The organism is Enterococcus sp. DIV2371, assembly GCF_050498525.1.
GTDB classification, from domain to species: Bacteria; Bacillota; Bacilli; order Lactobacillales; family Enterococcaceae; genus Enterococcus_B; species Enterococcus_B mangumiae.
This window is the reverse complement of the sequence record NZ_JBIPAJ010000001.1, coordinates 1,062,851-1,082,693: the sequence shown is the minus strand read 5'-3', so window position 1 is coordinate 1,082,693 and position 19,843 is coordinate 1,062,851. Positions and strand designations below refer to the sequence as shown.

Genomic DNA, 19,843 nt, shown 5'->3' with positions numbered 1-19,843 from the left:
AGAACATTTTTGTCCTCCCCGTTTTGTATTCACTTATAACTTTTTAAAAATTCGTCTTAACGGCTGTAATTATGAACTTCTTCTGACATCGCATCAACAAAAATATTCAAATCTTCTACAGCTGTTTCTTTACTTCCGTAGCGGCGGATATTCACTGTTGCATCTGCCATTTCTTTGTCACCAACAACGATTTGATATGGAATTTTTTGTGTTTGTGACGCACGGATCTTATAGCCCATTTTTTCATTGCGGTCATCGACTTCTACACGTAAGCCTTTCATTTGTAGACGTTCTTTGATTTCATAAGCGTAATCGCCATGCGCATCAACCGAAACTGGGATGATCGTTGCTTGGATCGGTGCCAACCAAGTTGGGAATGCTCCTTTGTATACTTCAGTCAAGTAAGCGACAAAGCGTTCCATCGTTGAAACGATTCCTCTATGGATAACGACTGGTCGATGGTTGTTTTCGCCATCTTCTCCCACGTAAGTCAAATCAAAGCGTTCTGGTAATAAGAAGTCCAATTGGATCGTTGATAATGTTTCTTCTGTACCCAAGGCTGTTTTTACTTGAACATCTAATTTTGGTCCATAGAAGGCTGCTTCTCCTTCTGCTTCAAAGTACTCAAGCTCCATTTCATCCATCGCAGCTTTTAACATGATCTGTGCTTTTTCCCACATCGCATCGTCATCGAAATATTTATCTGTATTGTTTGGATCACGATAGCTTAAACGGAAACGATAGTCTGTGATATTGAAATCTGCGTAGACAGCGACCATCAACTCCAATGTACGTTTAAACTCATCTTTGATTTGATCTGGACGGACAAATGTGTGGCCATCGTTCAATGTCATTTCACGTACACGTTGCAATCCAGATAACGCACCTGATTTTTCATAACGGTGCATCATACCAAGTTCGGCGATACGGATCGGTAATTCACGGTAAGAATGGATCGTGTTTTTATAGACCATCATGTGGTGTGGACAGTTCATCGGGCGTAAAACAAGCATTTCGCCATCTCCCATATCCATTGGTGGGAACATATCTTCTTGGTAATGGTCCCAGTGTCCTGAAGTTTTGTATAACTCAACGTCACCCATGATCGGTGTATACACATGTTGATAGCCTAAGCTGATTTCTTTGTCCACGATGTAACGTTCGATCGTACGACGGATCGTTGCACCTTTTGGTAACCAGAATGGTAAGCCTGAACCAACTTCTGGTGCCACCATGAATAGCTCCAACTCTTTTCCTAATTTACGATGGTCTCTCTCTTTGGCTTCTTCACGCATTTGGATAAATTCTTTAAGAGCTTTTTTATCAAAAAATGCTGTTCCATAGACACGTTGCATCATTTGATTATTTGAATTTCCGCGCCAGTAAGCACCAGCAACCGATAATAATTTAAAGACTTGGATACGTCCAGTTGAAGGGACATGTGGGCCACGGCATAGGTCGATGAATTCTCCTTGTTGGTATGCAGTGATCACTTCATCTTCTGGTAATTCACTGATCAATTCCACTTTGTAAGGATCGCTTGCAAAGATTTCTAATGCTTCTTGTTTTGATAACACACGACGTTCGATTGGCAAGTTTTCTTTAACGATCGCCATCATTTCTGCTTCGATTGCTGGTAGATCTTCGGCACTGACTTGGTTTTCGCCGTTGTCTGTATCGTAATAAAACCCTGAATCGATTGCTGGTCCTACACCAAAGTGGATATTTGGATACAAGCGACGCATTGCTTGTGCCATCAAGTGAGCACTTGAGTGACGAACCAAAGCAAGGGCATCTTCATGATCTGGTGTCACGATCTCGATTGAGCCATCTTCTTCGATCCCACGGTTCAAGTCGATCAGTTCACCATTCACTTTACCAGCCAAGGCTTTCTTTGCTAAACTTTTAGAAATACTTTCTGCAATCTCTGCAGTTGTGATCCCTGGCGCAAACTCTTTTACAGCACCATCGGGAAATGTCATTTTTATCATAGGGGATTCCTCCTTTAATTTTTGTTTTACCACTAATAAAAAAAGTCCTAGTATCTATACAGATACTAGGACGAAAAATTCGTGGTTCCACCTAATTTTGAATACGATGTTCGTATTCCTCAAGCGTGATAACGGTACGACCGCCTTTGTTTCAACAAAGGTTTCGAAAGTGGTCATCCTTTGGTTTTCTTCTGGAAAAGTTTCAGCCTAGCTTTTCCTCTCTTATCGAAGACTCTCAAATTCAGTTGTCTTTCTCATCAATCATCTATGAATTTATTTAACCACTATTGTTTGAAAAAATCAAGTCTCGAATCAACTTATTTTTTCCATTCACCATTGACACCATATGTGCCTTTTTTCATTTCGTTGATGATCACATGAATGTGTTCTTTTGGTGCTTGCGTATTTTTGTGGACAGCTTCGGTAATATCTTTCATCATGTTTTCTAATTGTTCGGGGCTACGTCCTTCGACTAATTCGACATGTACGAATGGCATGTTTTCAACTTCCTCTCACGGTTCTTTTTTTGTTTGATCAAGTGTTACTTCTCTCTTTGCATCATACCGTAAAAAGATTTTGCTGAAAAGTCCTTCTTGCGATTTTGTCCTTAATTTTGCGGGATGACCCGATTTCGTTTTTGAGGTGAGGATTTTTTGGCACGCAACGCACTTAAAATGGAAACTGTATCAACAACTTCTTGGAGCATGGCACCAAACAATGCTGGAATGACTCCTGTACTTGCAACAAGCATCAAAAAGACACAAACAAAAATACCAATCAAAACAGACTGTTTCGCTACTTTCATCGTATCTCTAGAAATCATCACTGCTTCGGCGACTCGCTCCAAGTCATCTTTCAAAATGACAACATCTGCGCTTTCACTTGCTGCGGTAGAACCATGTGCCCCCATGGCTATGCCTACATCAGCTACTGTTAAGGCAGGCGCATCATTGACACCATCTCCCACCATGGTGACAGGGCGCTTTTCTTCGGGGATACTAGTTAAAATCGACAACTTATCTTGTGGTAAGCAACGAGCATGGATTTCAGTCAAGCCAACTTTCTCAGCAATTGCTTCGGCAACCGTATGCCCATCTCCTGTTATCATCAACAAATCTTGAATCCCTTGTGCTTTCAAGTTCGCAATCGTTTCCTTTGCTTCTGGGCGAATCGTGTCAGAGAAATAGATCGTCCCCGCATATCTTTCATCGATCGCCACATAGATCGCAGTTGTATCGGTTTTAGATTCAGGTACGCCGATAAACTTTGCATTTCCTACTTTGACATGACGTCCCTCGACTGTTGCTTCGATCCCTTGCCCTGAGATTTCTTTTAAATCAGTGACTGGTAACAGTTGGGGAACTGCTTGAACTAAAGAACGGGCCAAGATGTGAGCAGAACCTTGTTCCGCACTTGCCGCCACACGCAATAATTCCGCTTCTGAAAATTGAGAAACTGGATCAACGCCAGTGACTGCAAGAATACCTTTGGTGATCGTTCCTGTCTTATCAAAAGCAATCGTTTTTGTTTCAGCTAATTTTTCAACAGCAGTCCCAGTTTTGACCACGATCCCGCTTTTACTTGAACGACTCATACCCGCCACTAAAGCGACAGGGGCAGCTAAAATCAATGGACAGGGCGATGCTACAACTAAAACTTGCGCAAAGCGTACAGGATCCCCACTGACCCACCAAGCAATTCCACCGATCACGTAAGCAATCAATGTAAAAGGAACAGCATAACGATCTGCCAGACGAACAAAGCGTGCTGGTTTTTCTTTCGATTCCTCCACAAGCTTGATGATGAGTTGGTACTGACTGTCTTCTGCCCGCTTTTCAACGATCATCTGAACAGACGAATCGCCGTTGACCGAACCAGACATCAATTCATCATCAATCTTCTTGACTATCGGTTTCGATTCACCCGTCAGCGACGCTTCATCAAAAGTAGATTCGCCCTTTATCACTCGTCCATCAGCCGGAACGATTTCTCCTGGTTTGATTACCAACCGATCGCCAACCTCAAGTGCATCTACTGAAACATCGAGTTGTTTATCTCCTTCCAATTTATGGGCAGTTCGCGGCGTATTATCTAATAGAGATTGTAATTCTTGACCCGCTTTTTTCTGCGCATAGTCTTCCAGACTCTCACCACCTGTCAGCATAATCAAAATCATCAAACTCGCCCAATATTCATTGACAAGCAACGTCGCAACGATTGCGGTGATTGCTAAGATATCTACGCCATATTTTCCTGAACGTAGCGTTTTGATCATTTCAATAAACATCAAGAAGGCGAGTGAACCGCCTGTGACAGCAATGATGATAAACGCAAGGCGAGGACGATCGAACATAAACTCACTGACCAGTGCCACCACACCGATCAGTAGTGTCATCGCAAATTTTTTATAATGTGTCATTTCGTTCAGCTCCTTTCTCCATCTTTAGAATACCTGTTCTCTTAGGCCATTCAAACTAAAAACCCCTAAATGAAAACAACTATCACTCTCAAATACTTTACGATTATTTTTAGTTGACTCTCCGATGTACCTTTTTTAATCAATCTGTGCTATACTTTTAATTCGTTATTTACGGCGGAAGGAGTAAACGATGCAATGAATGAAAGACAATTAGAACAACAGCATGTGGAAGAAACCACTCAAATGATCCAATTAGAACAACGCCTATTAAATCGCAAATTAAGCGACTTGACAGAAAAAATGAATGATTCCACAAAGGAAACAGCGAATCACAAAATACGTAGTGGCTCTAACGAATCTTTTTATGAGTCAGTAGTCGAATACCGCCAACATGAACAAGAACTACTTTTAAAGTACCACACATTAGAATCGCAACAAAAACGCCTACAAACTTTAGAAGTGATGAAAGAAAATCCTTACTTTGCCCGCATTGATTTTAAAGAAGAAACAGAAAAAGAAACCCTCTATCTAGGTATCGCTTCATTAAGAGATACGGATGAAGAAACGATCGTGATCGACTGGCGTGCGCCAATCGCTAACCTCTATTATGAAGGGGAAATCGGCCCTGCTTTTTACGAAACCGATGTAGAAAAAATCGATGTGGAACTGCTATTGAAACGACAATTCAAGATCGTTGATGGGAAAATCGTCTCGATGGTCGATACATCCGAAGTCATCAATGATGATTTTCTGTTAGAGATTTTAGATGATGCTTCTAGCGCTCATATGAAGAACATTGTTTCCACGATCCAAAAAGCCCAAAATGCAATCATTCGTGACACAAACAGTAAAGTCATGCTGATCGAAGGGATCGCTGGCAGCGGTAAGACTTCAGCGTTACTTCAACGAATTGCGTTTATTCTTTATCACAATCGAAAATGGTTAGATGCCGAAAATGTCTTATTATTCTCGCCGAATCATCTATTTTCTGATTACATCTCCACTGTTTTACCTTCTCTAGGTGAAAGTGGTGTACCGACACAAACATTCAAAAATTATTTACAACAGTTGTTGCCTGAATTTGATTTGACAGAGGAAGAACAACAAGAAGTCGGTTTTCTCTCTGGTGACAATGATCCGATCAAAACATTGAAATCTGGCTTGACTTTCGTTGAGCATCTCGATACTTACATTCAAACAATCACTGATTTTGGTCCTTTGTTCCGTGAAATGAAAATCAATGGTCGAACCATTTTATCAAAAGAAGCGATTCGAAGATGGTATCAAGAAACAAATGAATTACTCCCCTTGCATCAACGCCTGTCCTTGCTGCAAACAAAACTATTGAAAAAACTAGGCGGACTGCAAAAGGATGAAACTCGTCAGAAATGGGTCAAAGAGCTTGCAGAAGAGCAACTCCAAGAACTATATGCCACCGATCCAAACTTAGAATACACCGAACAAAAAGAAAGATCATTGCTCAAAAAATTAGCGAACCAAATCGTGAAAAAAAGGTTTCGTAGAGTTCATCGTGGGATCTTGCAGTATCAATTTGTCAACTTACCCAAACAGTTTCTTCACTTTCTACAAACAGTGCCTAAAGAGCTGTTAACGTCACATGGCGTCAGCGAAAGTGCTTGGGGTGAACACCTACAAGTAGTCAAGACGAATTTACGTACCAGAGAGCTCCCACAAGAAGATGCCGTTTTATATTTTCTACTGATGCGCCGTGTCCATCCTGTATCAGTCACTCAAAAAGCACGGTATATCTTCATCGATGAAATGCAAGATTTCGCACCTTCACAAGTCGCTTTGCTCCAATCGATCTATCCAAATGCTAACCTAACATTTTGTGGAGATCTAAATCAAAATGTCTTTGGTAATGAAACGATCACTGGTTCGTTAGAGGCGCTTTTCCCAGAAAAAGAAGTGACACAGTTTCAGTTAACCACGAGCTATCGCTCAACGAAACAGATCACTGATTTTGCGAATCATTTCTTAGCACATGATAATGTGGTAGAAACAACCGCTCGGGAAGGACGTTTGCCATTGATCGTCCAAAGTGATTCAGCCTCAAGTAAAATCCAGTGGTTGGAACAAACGATCACAGAGACGAAAGAACAAGCAAAATATTGGCGCACTGCGATCATTGGCAAAACAATCGCTGAATGTGAAACTCTTTATGAACAATTGCCGGCTTCATTAAAAGACCAAGTCCAGTTGATTGCGGATGAATCTGATTTTATGAAACGTTCGATTATTCTTCTCCCGGCTTATCTAGCCAAAGGATTAGAATTTGACCGAGTCTTTTTGTGGAATGTGGATGACGCACATTTTAATTCTGGCCATGACAAACAGATTTTATATACGATGTGTACGCGCGCCATGCATGAATTGATCCTCTTTACATCCGCTAAAGATGCTTCTTTTCTGCAAACATTGGCTACTGAACATTATGAGTCTCTCGCTTTAGATTGATTCTTTGCATAAAAAAACAGAGATTTTCTACATGACGTGTAGAAAATCTCTGTTTTTTATTCATCTATCGATCACAACATCAATTCTGTGTTTGGGTATTTCAAACGAACAAGTGAGACGATCATTCGCAGTTCTTCGATATTTTCCGGATATTCTGGGTCAAACACCTTGCTGTGTCGACCGATCCCGCCATTATCGATCAAACGATAAATACGATTCCAATCCATGAATTGTTCGACCGTCTGGAAATTGCTGATCGGATAGCCGCCACTGTCCAATATTTCTGAGACACGAAAGGCCAGATAAGCAGTATCGATGACTGTCTCTTTTTTTGGTGCCATTTTTGTGCTTGTTTCAATCAATATCTTTTCTGGTTGATGCTTCAGACTCCAGTCCAACAATAAAAAGAAAGCTTCCATTCGATAATCTTCTTCAAACAACTGAAATGCTGAGTCAGAACGTCGAAAAAGCAATGGAATCAAATATTTTTTTTTATAGATCAGCATAGGTGCCCGATCAACCATACATTCTAGATAACGATTCAAATAGCCTGTGCCTATATAGTTTCCTAAACGATAACCTTCTACGCCATAAGGTGCATATTTTTGAGCAAGCTTTGAGCAATCAGCGATATTGACTGCCAATTCTTCTACTTTTTGGTAACCGCTTAGAATACGTTCGAAAGGCTCTAGATTAATTTTTGCTTCCATTATTCTTTCCCCGCCTACATCAAATTACTATTCGTTTACTCACGATACTTTAATAATAACACAGGTTGAAATAGAAATGATAATAAATCACAAAAAAACTGTAACAAATAACACGCAATTTTTAATTTTACTACGACTTCTTTGTTGTCTTTTCTAAACTTTTTAAGCCTCTGCTTCTTTTTTCACTCTCACCGAAAAGTTCCTTTATCAGAAAAAATGGAGAGATAAAAGATCGAAAGTAAAACATGACATTGGGTTTTTGGGTATGATAACAACTGCTTAGTCTTTCAAAGAAAATAAAAAAGAACTTGAAAATGGTTCTTTCAAGCCCTTTTTATCAATGTTCCTCTATTAATCTTCTAACGCTACATTATGGAAGACATGTTGAACATCTTCTAGGTCTTCTAATACGTCAATCATTTTTTCGAATTTTTCTAAATCTTCACCAGTCAATGTGACTTCATTTTGAGGGATCATTTGGATCTCAGCAATAGAAAATTCAGTGATGCCTTTTTCTTTTAGTGCTTCTTGGATACTGTGGAAATCAGGCACTTCACCGTAAACGATGATTTGTCCATCTTCTTCCATGACATCACGCACATCGATGTCTTTTTCCATCAAGTACTCTAAGATCTCATCTGCATCTTCGCCGGCAAAACCGAAAATCGCCGTATTATCGAACATATAAGAAACTGCACCAGATACACCCATATTACCACCATTTTTACCGAATGCGGCACGCACATCAGCGGCTGTCCGGTTCACATTGTTAGTCAACGTGTCAACGATGACCATTGAGCCATTTGGTCCAAATCCTTCATAGCGCAATTCAGAGTAAGTTTCATCTCCTGAACCTTTCGCTTTTTCGATTGCTCGATCAATGATATGTTTAGGTACATTGTAAGTTTTAGCGCGTTCAATGACGAAACGTAGTTTTTGGTTAGCGTGTGGGTCAGGGTCACCTGATTTTGCTGCTGCATAGATTTCAATTCCGAACTTCGCATAAACTCGGCTGTTGTTTGCATCTTTAGCTGTTTTTTTAGCTACGATATTGGCCCATTTACGTCCCATAGTTTCACTTCGCTTTCTGATTTGATATAAGATAGATACTTTTGATTCGTGCGGGAACACACAAAACGTCCTGTTTCATTATACTTGTGAATCAGGTTTATGTGAAGCTTTTTTTCTCTTCGATCGTTTCAATAAAGACTGGTTTTCGCCCAAATACTTGTTCCGCTACCTCGCCACCTAAGCGATAGATTTCGTCACTGCGAACGAGTAGTTTTGCTACTTGCGCTTCTTTTTTGCCGATTTTAGAAAAGAGTGCGCATGCTTTTTTATTTTTGAGACATGCCCGACCTGCTGATGTAAAGCCCAGCACATGGATATATTCTTGTAACTGTTGTTCCTTCATTTCTTCTTTTTGGATATTCAACAATACATAGCAAGACAAACGCTGGATCCTCGTCCAAGTATAACGTTTTGTTTTGACTTGTTCGACAAACTCAGCAAACGCAGTGGCAGTCTTTGCCGCTTCTAACATTCGAATTTCTATGCCTTCCGTCATCTGATAGATTTGTTGCAACGAGTCGACCGTGGAGGAAAGAAGTCGGTATTTTAACAAGGGCCAATAGGATGCCCATGTTTGTAAACTTCCTGTCGTTAAAAACGTCTCTGTTTCTGAGGGGACTGTGGCAGAAATCGAGCGATTTTCTGTTAGTGCTTTACGAATCGCCGTGGCACTAGCTATCGTTTCTTCAGACAATTCTTTATCATGATACCCTGCCCCTTTGCGATTGATCGGGACTAATTTCATCGGATGTTCATAGGTCGCATTTTCTTTTGCATAGCTCAACCCTAGAATATGATTAGGTGAGGAAAAATCAAGCGAGATCTCTGGATAGACTTGTTTGAATACTTGTGTCATCTTTTGCGGATAACTCATCGTCTGATCAGGCAACGCTTGGAAAGCTTTAGTGATTTGATCTTGATGTTGCATGACAAACGTTCCAAATGTTTGATAATCAAACGCCTTCTCGTCCTCTGTGCCAAAACATAAATAATCACAACCTAATTTTTGCAACAGTTGAACTGCGCCTTTCGCAAAGTAATCAGCCGATTGTACCGCCCATTCGATCGGTAGTTCTACCACTAGATCTACTCCGTAGTGCAACGCCACTTCTGCACGTTGCCATTTATCAATGATCGCCGGTTCCCCTCGTTGCAAAAAATTTCCGCTCATCACCGCAATCACCACGTCTGCCCCAGTTTGTTCCTTAGCTTGTTGTACATGGTAAAGATGCCCATTATGAAATGGATTATACTCCACAATGATGCCGCAAACTTTCATTTTCTTTCCTCCTTCCATCTAGTAAAAAAGAAGAGACAAAGCTTTATGATCCAGCCGTCCCTTCTTTTTATTTTTTACTACAGTTCGTCTGTATCGCTTTCGTCCTTATGAGCAACAAAAAACCAGCGTCTTGATTCTTCGTTAGGTGTCTCATCTGTAAAATCAGCACATACTTCAACTTTCGCAAAGCCACTATTTTCCAGCATACGCAAGTAATTCTCTAACGGATACGTGCGTTCTTGGTGTAGTTCATCTTCACGAATAAACGTACCTTCTTTTTCTTGAGACTCGACGAAAAATGTCAAATAATGTTCAATGCTATGTTTTTCTTTTCCAGCATAACTATCCCAAAGAAAGGCAAAATTGTCTCCTTGGTAATGATAACTATACTCTGGAAACACTCGATCGATCTGATAAACGGAATGAACATCAAACAAGAAACGACCATTCTCTTCTAATGCCTGATATACCTCATCAAAAACTTGTTGCACTTCTTGATCATTTTGCATATAGCATAAAGAATCAGAGAAACAAGTGATTGCTTGGTACTGTCCACTTTCGGAAAGATCTAACATATTCCCTTCCACAAATTGCACTGTTGCTTCTTCTTCGTAGGCCCGTTGACTGGCGATCATCAGCATTTCTTCTGACAGATCCAAACCAGTCACATTGTAGCCATCTTTGGCAAAAGCGACCGCTAATGCGCCAGTACCGCATGCAAGTTCAAGGATATTTTTAGTTGTTTCCGGTAAATGCCGTTTAGAAAAAGCCAACCATTGATCATATAACCCGTCGTCCATTACTTCATCGTAGATAAAAGCAAATGTTTCGTATGCCATTTTAATCCAACCATTCGTTCAAGTCGACAAGTGGTGCGTCTGACCATAGCTTTTCTAAATTGTAGAAACCGCGTTCTGGTGCATGGAAGACATGGATGATCAAATCACCAAGGTCGATCAGGATCCATTTGCCACCTTCTTTTCCTTCTACGCGTTTCACTTCATACTTGTTTTCTTCTTCTTTTTCGATGATTTCTTCCACGATGGCATTGATTTGACGTTCACTGTTTGCTGAACAGATCATGAAATAATCAGCCAATAATGAGACTTCACGGACGTCCAAAGCTAAAATATCTTCTGCACGTTTTGAATCAGCTGCTTGAACAGCGATTTTTAATTGTTCTTTACTATCGATGATGATTTCCTCCTATATTGGCTAGCTATTTTGCTACCCAATGATTGTATGTTTCGATTGTTTTTGGATATATTTGTTGTTCTTGCGCAATCAGATGCGCTAAAGTATGTTTGGTTTCGAATGCGACTGCTTCGTCAAGATCGATCATCGCAAGTTCACGAGCTTCTTTAACACCTGGAAAAGAACGTCCAGGCTCGATGTAATCAGCAACATAGATGATTTTATCGAGTAAAGACATCTCAGCCGCTCCCGTCGTATGCACACGAATGGCTTGCAAGATCTCCTCATCCGTGATGCCTAGTTCCCGCTCCACAAAAGATGCACCGACCAAGCCATGCCAAATGGCATTCCCGTAAGCGAGCAACTCAGGATCAAAGTGATCCCGTTCGATGACTAGTTTAAACTCATCATCAGGACGTTCTTTCGCATAATCATGTGTCAGTGCAGCGATGCTTGCTTTTTCTGGTGAGCAGCCATATTTTTCAGCAAGAGCGATCGCCGTTTGTTCGACACCTAAGACATGTTTGAACCGTTGCTCACTCATTCGCATTTGGACTTTTTGCATCAAGACTTCTCGAGTATATGCCGTATAATCTGTACTATAATTCATGTTGATACAAGCCTTCTTTCTGAATATAATCCAAGACTTTATCTGGGACCAAATAACGGACTGAACAACCTTGTTGGATCTTCTGCCGTATTTTTGTCGAACTCAAATCGATTTCAGGGACATCGACCCAGATCACTGGGTACGGTGTTTCCACTTGATAACCGCGACGATGGATTCCTACAAAGTGGACCATCGTCAACAATTCATCGATTTTGTACCACTTTGGCAAATATTCGACCATATCGCCACCAATGATAAAATAATAGTCCGTATCCGGATTATTTTGCGTCAAAGCCTTCATCGTATCATACGTATAGCTCTTGCCACCTCGTTCGATCTCAATCGTTTCAATCGTTAAAAAAGGATTGTCTTCGATCGCAAGTTCAAGCATGTTTAAGCGGTGTTCTGCCGGTATTGTTGGCTTTTCATCCACATGAGGTGGTTGATAGGAAGGCATTAAACAGACATGGTCTAGTCCTAAATTCTGTCCTGCTTGTTCTGCCATGACTAAATGGGCCAGATGCACAGGGTTGAAAGTTCCTCCCAAGATCCCCACCTGTTTTCTTTTTTCATAAAGATGGGGCATTTCTTTTGGAAATACTTGAGGTCGAACAAAGGATCTCGCTTGCGATTTCATCTTCGTCACTCCTTAGATTGCATGTACTTCTTTAGATATCCGTTGATATTTTTCTTTGGTCGAAGCTTTGTATAAAACAAGTACGCGTCCGATGATCTGTACCACTTCACAGGCGATAGCTTGTTCTAATACTTGTGCCACATCTTCCGCGATCTCGTCTGTGTTTTGTAACAATGATACTTTGATCAATTCTCTTTTTTCAAGGGCTTCTTCGATTTGAACGATCATCGCTTCATTGACTCCACCTTTACCGATTTGAAAAATCGGTTGTAGATGATGGGCTTGACTACGTAAAAATCGTTTTTGCTTTCCTCTTAAACTCATGCTTTTCCTTCTTTCTTAAATGAGTGCTTTTCTTCTTAACACGTGTACCCCTTTTGGCGCCCAACCTGCAATGACTGCCGGTTCTGTCACAGTGATCCACCCTAGTCCTGCAAAGACGATATCTGTCTTTTCTTTGACAGAAAATTCAAAGCGAACAAGTTCAGGGAAGTCACCGACTTCATTTGGACGTGGTGGTTGCAATAAGCCACCTACATGTTTTTCATAAAAAGCATCTGCTTTTTCCAATTTTGTCCGATGCAAGTTGACATCATTTGATACATAGGCAATAAATGAACCACGTTTCCCACTGATGAAGTCGAATCGAGCTAATCCACCAAGGAAAAGCGTTTGGCCTTCATTCAGCTGATACACTTTAGGCTTGATTTCTTTCGTCGGTGCAATGATCCGTAAATCTTTTTTGCCTAGATAGTGCGCCATTTGATGACGATGGATGATCCCTGGCGTATCGATCAAAAACTGACCATCATCTAATGGAATCTCGATTTTATCTAACGTCGTTCCTGGAAATTGCGACGTGGTGATCACTTCTTGGACCCCTGCTGTGTTTTTGATGATCTGATTGATCAGCGTCGATTTCCCAACATTCGTTACACCAACGATATATACATCGCGGCCTTCACGATATTCTTCGATCTTCTCAAGTAGCGTCGTCATCTCAGGTGCTTTTTTCGCACTTGTCAATAAGACATCGACAGGTCTTAACCCTGCTTCATGGGCACGCTCATTCATCCATTTGATCATTTTTGATTTTTTCAATGATTTAGGTAGGATATCGACTTTATTTCCAACTAAAAGAACTGGATTATTCCCGACAAAACGATGTAATCCAGGGATCAATGATCCGTTAAAATCAAAGATATCGACTACATTCACGATCAATGCGTCTTTTTGCCCTAATTCATTTAGTAATCGTAAGAAATCATCATCCGTCAATGACACATCTTGGATCTCATTATAATGTCTCAAACGAAAACAACGTTGACAATAGACATCACCTGTTGCCAGCCCTTTTTCAAGCGCGGCTTTTGGTGTATAGCCTAACTTATCAGGGTGTTCTGTTTGGATCATCACACCACAACCGATACATTGTAATTCTTCATTCATTCAATGCCACCTCGCCAATCCATATCTGGATGTTTCTTTACTAAATAACTCATGATCTTACGTTCCCAGAACCGATTGAACTTCGTCTTCCAACTATCTGTATCAATGATTGGTTTGACTAAGACACTACGGATACCGGCACTATTGGCGCCACGAATATCGGTCATGATCTGATCACCGACCATGATGATCTCCTCATCTGCCAAATCTAACATTTTCTTCGCTTTATTGATGCCGACTGGTAAAGGTTTCAATGCTCTTGCGACATAAAGCAGCTCAAATTTTTCAACTGCACGAGCTACCCGTTCTGAGTTGTTGTTAGAAACAACGACTACTGGTATACCCGCATTTCTCATTTCTAAAATCCAACTGAACAATTCTTCTGTCCCGTCTGGATTATTCCAAGCAATCAGTGTATTATCAAGATCCGTTAAAACGGCTTTGATCCCTAGTTTTTTCAGTTGTGCAGGGGTAATTTTATAGACGGCTTCTACCATCCATGTAGGTTTATAATTTGAAAACATGTTGTCTCCTCATCTGCAAAAAATGAAGGAGCACGAAATGTACTCCTCAACCCCATATTATACTGTAAAATCTAAAAAAAAACTACCTCTATACATCAAACCTTTTACGTATGGTTATGACAGAAGTAATCAGCGGCAAGAAATCAGCACCCAACTTCCAAAATAGTTTCCTATTATTGGGGAAGTTGGTTGCTGATTTTCACAGGGATTCTTTGTATTCATTTTTTAGATTGCTTGAGGACAAAAATCATCATCTACAGGCAGACTCGAAACAAGCATCCAAATCTTCCTGTCTCTTATCTCTTTTCTGACTATAAGACTTTTGCTAAGAAATCGATCGTCCGAGGATGACTCGTTCGTTCAAATACTTCGTCAGGTGTTCCTTCTTCAAGGATCTGTCCTTGATCCATAAAAATGATCCGATCCCCCACTTCTTTTGCAAAGCCAATTTCATGAGTGACAATAACCATCGTCATTCCTTCTTGTGCTAATTGCAACATAACGGAGAGCACCTCACCGACCATTTCTGGATCAAGCGCCGAAGTAGGTTCATCGAACAACATGACATCAGGTTGCATCGCCAACGCTCGCGCAATCGCAATCCGCTGTTGCTGTCCGCCTGATAAAGAGTACGGATATGCAGCCGCTTTGTCTGACAATCCGACTTTTGCCAATAGCTCCAAAGCAATCGCTTCGGCTTCTTTTCTTGGCATTTTTTTCACCTTGATTGGTGATAAAGTGATATTTTCTAATACTGTCATATTGGGAAATAAATTGAATTGCTGAAAAACCATCCCCATTTTTTCTCTTGTTTTAAAAATATCATGCTGTTTATGCGTGATGTCCGTTCCTTCAAACTCCACCGTACCCGCTGTAGGAGATTCGAGTAGATTCAAACAGCGGAGAAACGTACTTTTTCCTGAACCTGAAGGGCCGATGATCACCACGACCTCGCCTGCTGAAATAGTAGTAGAAATACCTCTCAACACTTCTGTTTCTGCAAATGATTTATTTAACTGCTTGATCGTCAATATTGATTTTTCCATACGTTGTTCTCTCCTAACGTCGATACCCTTTACCGAGTTTTTTCTCCCAACTACTCAACAACCGCGAAGTCACAAAAGTCATAACGAAGTATAACCCTGCGGCAATAAAATAAGGTTCTAATGGGATATATGAGTTTGAAATCACGATTTGAGCAGATCCCATCAATTCATTGATACCGATCACTGTCAGCAGGGAAGAATCTTTGATCAATGTGACAAACTCATTTCCTAATGGTGGCAAAATATTTCTCAACGCTTGTGGGAAAATGACATAACGCATCGCTTGTATGGGACGTAACCCTAACGAATAGGATGCTTCTGTTTGTCCCATATTGACAGCCGCGATTCCTCCACGAATGATTTCAGCAACATATGCGCCAGAATTTAGTGATAAAACGATGATTCCAGGTATCAAACGACCTAAGTCGATCGTCAAAATACCTACTGACCAGTCAACAGCTGGAAAGAAACGTTGTAATAGAATGAACCCGATCATGATCTGTAACAACATCGGTGTGCCTCTCAATAATTCGATATAGCTATTAGCCAACCAATTCAAAGGCTTGACTTTTGAGCGCTTCATCAATGCCATTGCTAAACCAATCAACGTTCCAAAGATGACAGTCAAAATCGAAATCACGATCGTAACAACCGCACCTGATAGAAAATAGGGTAAGTATTTATCTAAAAACGAAAAATTCACACGGCTTCCCTCTATTCTGTCGCTGTTTGTTCAGCTAATTCATGATTTTTTTTGATAAATTCATCGATCTTGCCTTCATCGCTCAACTTTTTGATGATGCGATTCAACTCTTCTTGTAATTCGGTACTACCTTTTGGTAAAGCAACAGCAAAGGCTTCATCATCTGATTGTTCCAAAGGGATATCAGCGATCACCAAGTTAGGATTTTGAGCGATATAAGCTTCGGCGATCGTCTGTTCAACGACCATTCCATCAAGTGAACCTTGATTGATCTCGATCACCATATTTGGCACCTTGTCGATCGTAACTACTTTAGCCTCTTTGATTTGTTCGTTGATCACTGCTTCTTGGATCGAACCTTTTTGCGCACCTAAGCTCTTACCTGCTAAGCTATCAATGCTTGTTAATGTACCTTGGTCTTTTTTGTTGATCACGAGCACTTGTGGCGGATTGTAATAGTTGTCGGTGAAATCAAATTGTTCTTTGCGTTCTTCAGTCGCTGAGATTGCTGAGATCGCTACATCGGCTTTTCCTTCTTTTAAAGAGGCTAACACTGTATTGAAACTCATATCTGAAAGCTCCAGTTTCACACCAAGTTCATCGGCAATAGCATTTGCTAAATCAATGTCCGATCCGACGATTTGATCTTTCCCATCAACGATCGTATGAAATTCAAACGGCGCATAATCAGCAGACGTCGCAACTTTCAATACTCCACTTTCTTTGATCGCCGTCAATTGATCGGTTGATTCAGCTGCATTCCCATTCCCGCAAGCGCCTAATGCGAATGTTGTAACTAAAAATAAAATAATTCCTGAAATCTTTTTCATTGTCTCGCCCCTTATTCATTTTGTTCTGTCATTATAGCATGAAAATTTCAAAAATAAACTATTTTTTGTATATTTATTTAATTTATTTTGATTTTATGCTTTAAAAATGAATAATATGAGCGAATAAAGAATATTTATTTCCATCCTTTGCTTCAGGTAATGAAAAAAAAAGTCGAGTACTAGGTCTCAGCTTATATCATTCTTTATTCAGATTTTTTCTTTACTCAACTATTCCCCATCCTCTGACACAAAACTATATTCAATCTTATGTGAGTCAGCTAAACGATTCCCACTTTCATCTACCCAAGAGAATTCTTTTCGATAATCCTTCCCGACTAATGTTGTCGTTTTCTTCTCCTGATTGACTTCGACTGTGACATGTTTGATTTCTTTAACAAACGTTTGAAAAAGTTCAGTCGTTTTTAGTTCTTGTTCTTCGGTTGTAAAATCAGGTGTCAGCAAACTTTTGATTTCTTTTTCTTCACTGCTTGATAGTTTTAAATCAGCGGGATTTTGATCAAGGTTTTGTGTCAGTTGGATTTCTTTCATGATTTCTAAATTCCCCTCTTTAAGGGTATAACTTCCTCTGTTTTGTAAAGTTCCACCATTCGTTACTTGAACGATCTCGGCGTTTTTTAATTGATCCTCATTCGATTTAGAGCAGCCAGTCAAAAATAGCAACATCGAAAACAACACTCCGTAAAAAAGAACATTTAATGATTTTCTAAACACACTATCAACTCCTTTTAAAAAAAGATATCACACTTTTTAAAAATAACAAAAAATAATTTTAGTTGTGATTGTAAAGAATAAATTGACTATAATGGATTTGTAGCGAATATAAAGGGAGTAATAGTAAACAAAATATTTTGCATGATATTACTTTTTTAACATGTTGTTAATCAGCTATTTGACATCAGGATAAATTAAAACAGATAGCCCCACCGTAGCTTTCTTTTAACTGGTATATTTGATTACTCAATAGGCTAGTAGTTTTTATTTTTTTTATACCATATTATTCTATGTATATTCTATGTAATTTTTCTAAATACTCTTTGAATTGCCTAAGGATAGTTTTAAATCTTAGATGTTTAGCATATTCTCTGTCTTTAATATAATTCTTCCAATAAATATCATTCATTTTTTTATTTGCAATTATTTCATCAACAATAAAAAACCAATCCTCGAACCGTTCTGCATCAATAGGCAGTTCCTTATGCCTAAACAACCATGTATTCTCAAAAGCCTTATAACATTTAGTAATACTCGGTTTATATTGATAATTTAAAATCAAATGTATATCGTAAAAATCTTTCATCCTGGAGTTTTTTGTTCCTAAATCCAATATTATTTCTGTTTTTTCAGCAAGAATGGTCTCAATCGGGTAAGCCTGCAAAGTGATTGATTTATGGTCCCCTTTTTTCTCATTGAAAAGTAATGGTATGTCTATAACTTCTGCTTTAGGAGTTATAGTGTCCCCCACACCTAAATCTAGATCAAATTGAACGATTGAATTTTCTTCTAAAAAGGTCATTTTGAATTTGGCTCGAAAACCATCATATTTACGTTGTTGCTGAGATTCTGATAAATTGATCAACTCAAATCGTACGCCATCATCCAGATCAATACTAACAATATTTTCAAGCACTCTAGTTACATTCATTTTATCTGCTGATATCTCTTTTAATAATGTATCTAAATCTCTTGTTGTTCTTTGCTCTACTTTAAAAATAGCTCCCAGTAAAAAACCGCCTTTAAGGATAAAGTTATCCTTATAGTCACTTTCTTGCAATCTAGATAAAAATCGTTCAGTTGCGTATCTTATCCTGTACTCTTCAACACTTATTCCTGAATTCCTAGTCTTTATTATGTCTTTTAGTCTGTTTGAATTCATCCGTCACTGCCTCCTTCTTATAGTTGCAACTCCCACAAATACTTGTCTAGTTCCTTCAATACACCTTGTTTGTGCGCTATTCTTCTCAATCGGTTACTATCTCGGTGATATAAATCATAATATCTTCTAAGAGCTTCATGTTTAACCTCTTCTTCTATATTAGATTTAGGAGCCAATATATCTGCTATAGTTCTCTCTGCTGATGTGACTCGAACAAGGTTATTCTTCATTGATTTTTTTAAAACGATCTGGGTACTTCCTATTGGATTATTTTTCGTTACGAATATGGGATCATTTTCATAATAACTCAAAACAAGAGCCTTATTATTATTGTATACTCCATTATAAATCTTAATGTAATCATTTGAATTTCTTTCTAATTGAGAGAATTTGTAATCCTTTGGCAAACTAACAATAGTTCTTTTCGGAATCACATCACTCAAATCTAGCATATACAAAGCCGATTCATGTGAAATAACTGCTTTAGAATATTGAGATTGAAATAAAAATGGTGCATCTATGTTTTTATGTGGAAAAATATAAATTCCACTTGATACTTCTTGTAATTTATACTTGTGAATGAATTTATTTAAATAATAGTTACTAATACCTACTTCATTCATCATTTTTCTCACTATATTACCATTATATTTTTCAGCTTGAATAAGAAATAAAAATTCCTTCGATTCTATATCTGGTAAACTAAAATCTAGTAAATAATCTTTCAATTTATTGGCAAAAAAGGGGCCACTTAAAAACTCAATAACTTGTGATAGCTGATCAACATCTAGAATACCGATCATCTCATTAACCATATCTTTTTTTTCTTCAACACTTTTATCATTTTCTAAAAAGTCATCTAAATTAGAATACATCCTCTAACCTCCCTTACAGCTACTTATTTTAACATTTAACTCGTAAAATAAGTACAAAAACAAGTTATTATTAAAAAAAATATATATTAAACCTAATTTATTTTTCTTTTTAACTAGAAAATAATAAAAATAA

Annotated in this window: 20 protein-coding genes; 1 reads left to right on the top strand and 19 read right to left on the bottom strand. The window is 39.0% G+C overall.

Going from position 1 to position 19,843, the window contains the following annotated elements:
* Nucleotides 1-56: 56 nt before the first annotated feature.
* The 3 genes from thrS to IGL24_RS05050 all read right to left on the bottom strand — a co-directional run bounded on the left by thrS (nucleotide 57) and on the right by IGL24_RS05050 (nucleotide 4,410).
* On the bottom strand, nucleotides 57-1,991 hold the full coding sequence (thrS, locus tag IGL24_RS05060; RefSeq protein WP_206858401.1) for a threonine--tRNA ligase: 1,935 nt from the start codon (nucleotides 1,989-1,991) through the stop codon (nucleotides 57-59).
* A gap of 317 nt (nucleotides 1,992-2,308) precedes the next feature.
* Nucleotides 2,309-2,488, bottom strand: coding sequence for a 2-hydroxymuconate tautomerase (locus IGL24_RS05055; RefSeq protein WP_002287649.1), 180 nt, complete (start codon nucleotides 2,486-2,488; stop codon nucleotides 2,309-2,311).
* 110 nt (nucleotides 2,489-2,598) lie between these two features.
* The gene (locus tag IGL24_RS05050) at nucleotides 2,599-4,410 is read right to left on the bottom strand and encodes a heavy metal translocating P-type ATPase (protein WP_207699862.1); all 1,812 of its coding nucleotides are present in this window, start codon (nucleotides 4,408-4,410) and stop codon (nucleotides 2,599-2,601) included.
* Between the two features lie 195 nt (nucleotides 4,411-4,605).
* Here IGL24_RS05050 and helD point away from each other — a divergent pair, with 195 nt between their 5' ends.
* Entirely contained in the window at nucleotides 4,606-6,888 is a 2,283-nt protein-coding gene (helD, locus tag IGL24_RS05045) for an RNA polymerase recycling motor HelD (RefSeq protein WP_207115164.1), read from the top strand.
* Between the two features lie 71 nt (nucleotides 6,889-6,959).
* On the opposite strand, the gene IGL24_RS05040 is transcribed toward helD, so the two are convergent.
* The 16 genes from IGL24_RS05040 to IGL24_RS04965 form a co-directional block, all read right to left on the bottom strand.
* Complete coding sequence (locus IGL24_RS05040) at nucleotides 6,960-7,598, bottom strand: hypothetical protein (protein WP_206858396.1); 639 nt, start codon at nucleotides 7,596-7,598, stop codon at nucleotides 6,960-6,962.
* Nucleotides 7,599-7,949: 351 nt separating this feature from the next.
* The gene (locus tag IGL24_RS05035; protein WP_207115163.1) at nucleotides 7,950-8,669 is read right to left on the bottom strand and encodes a YebC/PmpR family DNA-binding transcriptional regulator; all 720 of its coding nucleotides are present in this window, start codon (nucleotides 8,667-8,669) and stop codon (nucleotides 7,950-7,952) included.
* 97 nt (nucleotides 8,670-8,766) lie between these two features.
* Entirely contained in the window at nucleotides 8,767-9,948 is a 1,182-nt protein-coding gene (locus tag IGL24_RS05030) for a nucleotidyltransferase (protein ID WP_207699861.1), read from the bottom strand.
* A 77-nt stretch (nucleotides 9,949-10,025) separates the two neighbouring features.
* Nucleotides 10,026-10,787 carry a class I SAM-dependent DNA methyltransferase gene (locus IGL24_RS05025; RefSeq protein WP_207699860.1) on the bottom strand — a complete coding sequence of 254 codons (762 nt, stop codon included), beginning with the start codon at nucleotides 10,785-10,787 and terminating at the stop codon, nucleotides 10,026-10,028.
* A 1-nt stretch (nucleotide 10,788) separates the two neighbouring features.
* The gene (gene rsfS / locus IGL24_RS05020; protein ID WP_206858452.1) at nucleotides 10,789-11,148 is read right to left on the bottom strand and encodes a ribosome silencing factor; all 360 of its coding nucleotides are present in this window, start codon (nucleotides 11,146-11,148) and stop codon (nucleotides 10,789-10,791) included.
* 19 nt (nucleotides 11,149-11,167) lie between these two features.
* A complete protein-coding gene (gene yqeK / locus IGL24_RS05015) occupies nucleotides 11,168-11,752 on the bottom strand; it encodes a bis(5'-nucleosyl)-tetraphosphatase (symmetrical) YqeK (RefSeq protein WP_206858386.1) in 585 nt (194 codons plus the stop codon).
* The gene (locus IGL24_RS05010) at nucleotides 11,742-12,389 is read right to left on the bottom strand and encodes a nicotinate-nucleotide adenylyltransferase (RefSeq protein ID WP_206858379.1); all 648 of its coding nucleotides are present in this window, start codon (nucleotides 12,387-12,389) and stop codon (nucleotides 11,742-11,744) included. The genes yqeK and IGL24_RS05010 overlap by 11 nt, the downstream gene beginning before the upstream one ends.
* Before the next feature lie 12 nt (nucleotides 12,390-12,401).
* A complete protein-coding gene (gene yhbY, locus IGL24_RS05005) occupies nucleotides 12,402-12,713 on the bottom strand; it encodes a ribosome assembly RNA-binding protein YhbY (RefSeq protein ID WP_207115160.1) in 312 nt (103 codons plus the stop codon).
* Between the two features lie 15 nt (nucleotides 12,714-12,728).
* Nucleotides 12,729-13,838 carry a ribosome biogenesis GTPase YqeH gene (gene yqeH, locus IGL24_RS05000; RefSeq protein ID WP_207699859.1) on the bottom strand — a complete coding sequence of 370 codons (1,110 nt, stop codon included), beginning with the start codon at nucleotides 13,836-13,838 and terminating at the stop codon, nucleotides 12,729-12,731.
* Nucleotides 13,835-14,362, bottom strand: a complete 528-nt coding sequence (locus IGL24_RS04995) for a YqeG family HAD IIIA-type phosphatase (protein ID WP_206858336.1) — start codon at nucleotides 14,360-14,362, stop codon at nucleotides 13,835-13,837. The genes yqeH and IGL24_RS04995 overlap by 4 nt, the downstream gene beginning before the upstream one ends.
* A 311-nt stretch (nucleotides 14,363-14,673) precedes the next feature.
* Nucleotides 14,674-15,408 carry an amino acid ABC transporter ATP-binding protein gene (locus IGL24_RS04990; RefSeq protein WP_242542443.1) on the bottom strand — a complete coding sequence of 245 codons (735 nt, stop codon included), beginning with the start codon at nucleotides 15,406-15,408 and terminating at the stop codon, nucleotides 14,674-14,676.
* A gap of 13 nt (nucleotides 15,409-15,421) precedes the next feature.
* Complete coding sequence (locus IGL24_RS04985; protein ID WP_429968404.1) at nucleotides 15,422-16,111, bottom strand: amino acid ABC transporter permease; 690 nt, start codon at nucleotides 16,109-16,111, stop codon at nucleotides 15,422-15,424.
* An 11-nt stretch (nucleotides 16,112-16,122) separates the two neighbouring features.
* A complete protein-coding gene (locus tag IGL24_RS04980; RefSeq protein WP_207115157.1) occupies nucleotides 16,123-16,941 on the bottom strand; it encodes a transporter substrate-binding domain-containing protein in 819 nt (272 codons plus the stop codon).
* A 228-nt stretch (nucleotides 16,942-17,169) separates the two neighbouring features.
* Nucleotides 17,170-17,673, bottom strand: coding sequence for a hypothetical protein (locus IGL24_RS04975; protein ID WP_347401507.1), 504 nt, complete (start codon nucleotides 17,671-17,673; stop codon nucleotides 17,170-17,172).
* 283 nt (nucleotides 17,674-17,956) lie between these two features.
* A complete protein-coding gene (locus IGL24_RS04970; protein ID WP_207115156.1) occupies nucleotides 17,957-18,835 on the bottom strand; it encodes a nucleotidyl transferase AbiEii/AbiGii toxin family protein in 879 nt (292 codons plus the stop codon).
* Nucleotides 18,836-18,852: 17 nt separating this feature from the next.
* On the bottom strand, nucleotides 18,853-19,710 hold the full coding sequence (locus IGL24_RS04965) for a type IV toxin-antitoxin system AbiEi family antitoxin domain-containing protein (protein ID WP_429966295.1): 858 nt from the start codon (nucleotides 19,708-19,710) through the stop codon (nucleotides 18,853-18,855).
* Between the last annotated feature and the right edge of the window lie 133 nt (nucleotides 19,711-19,843).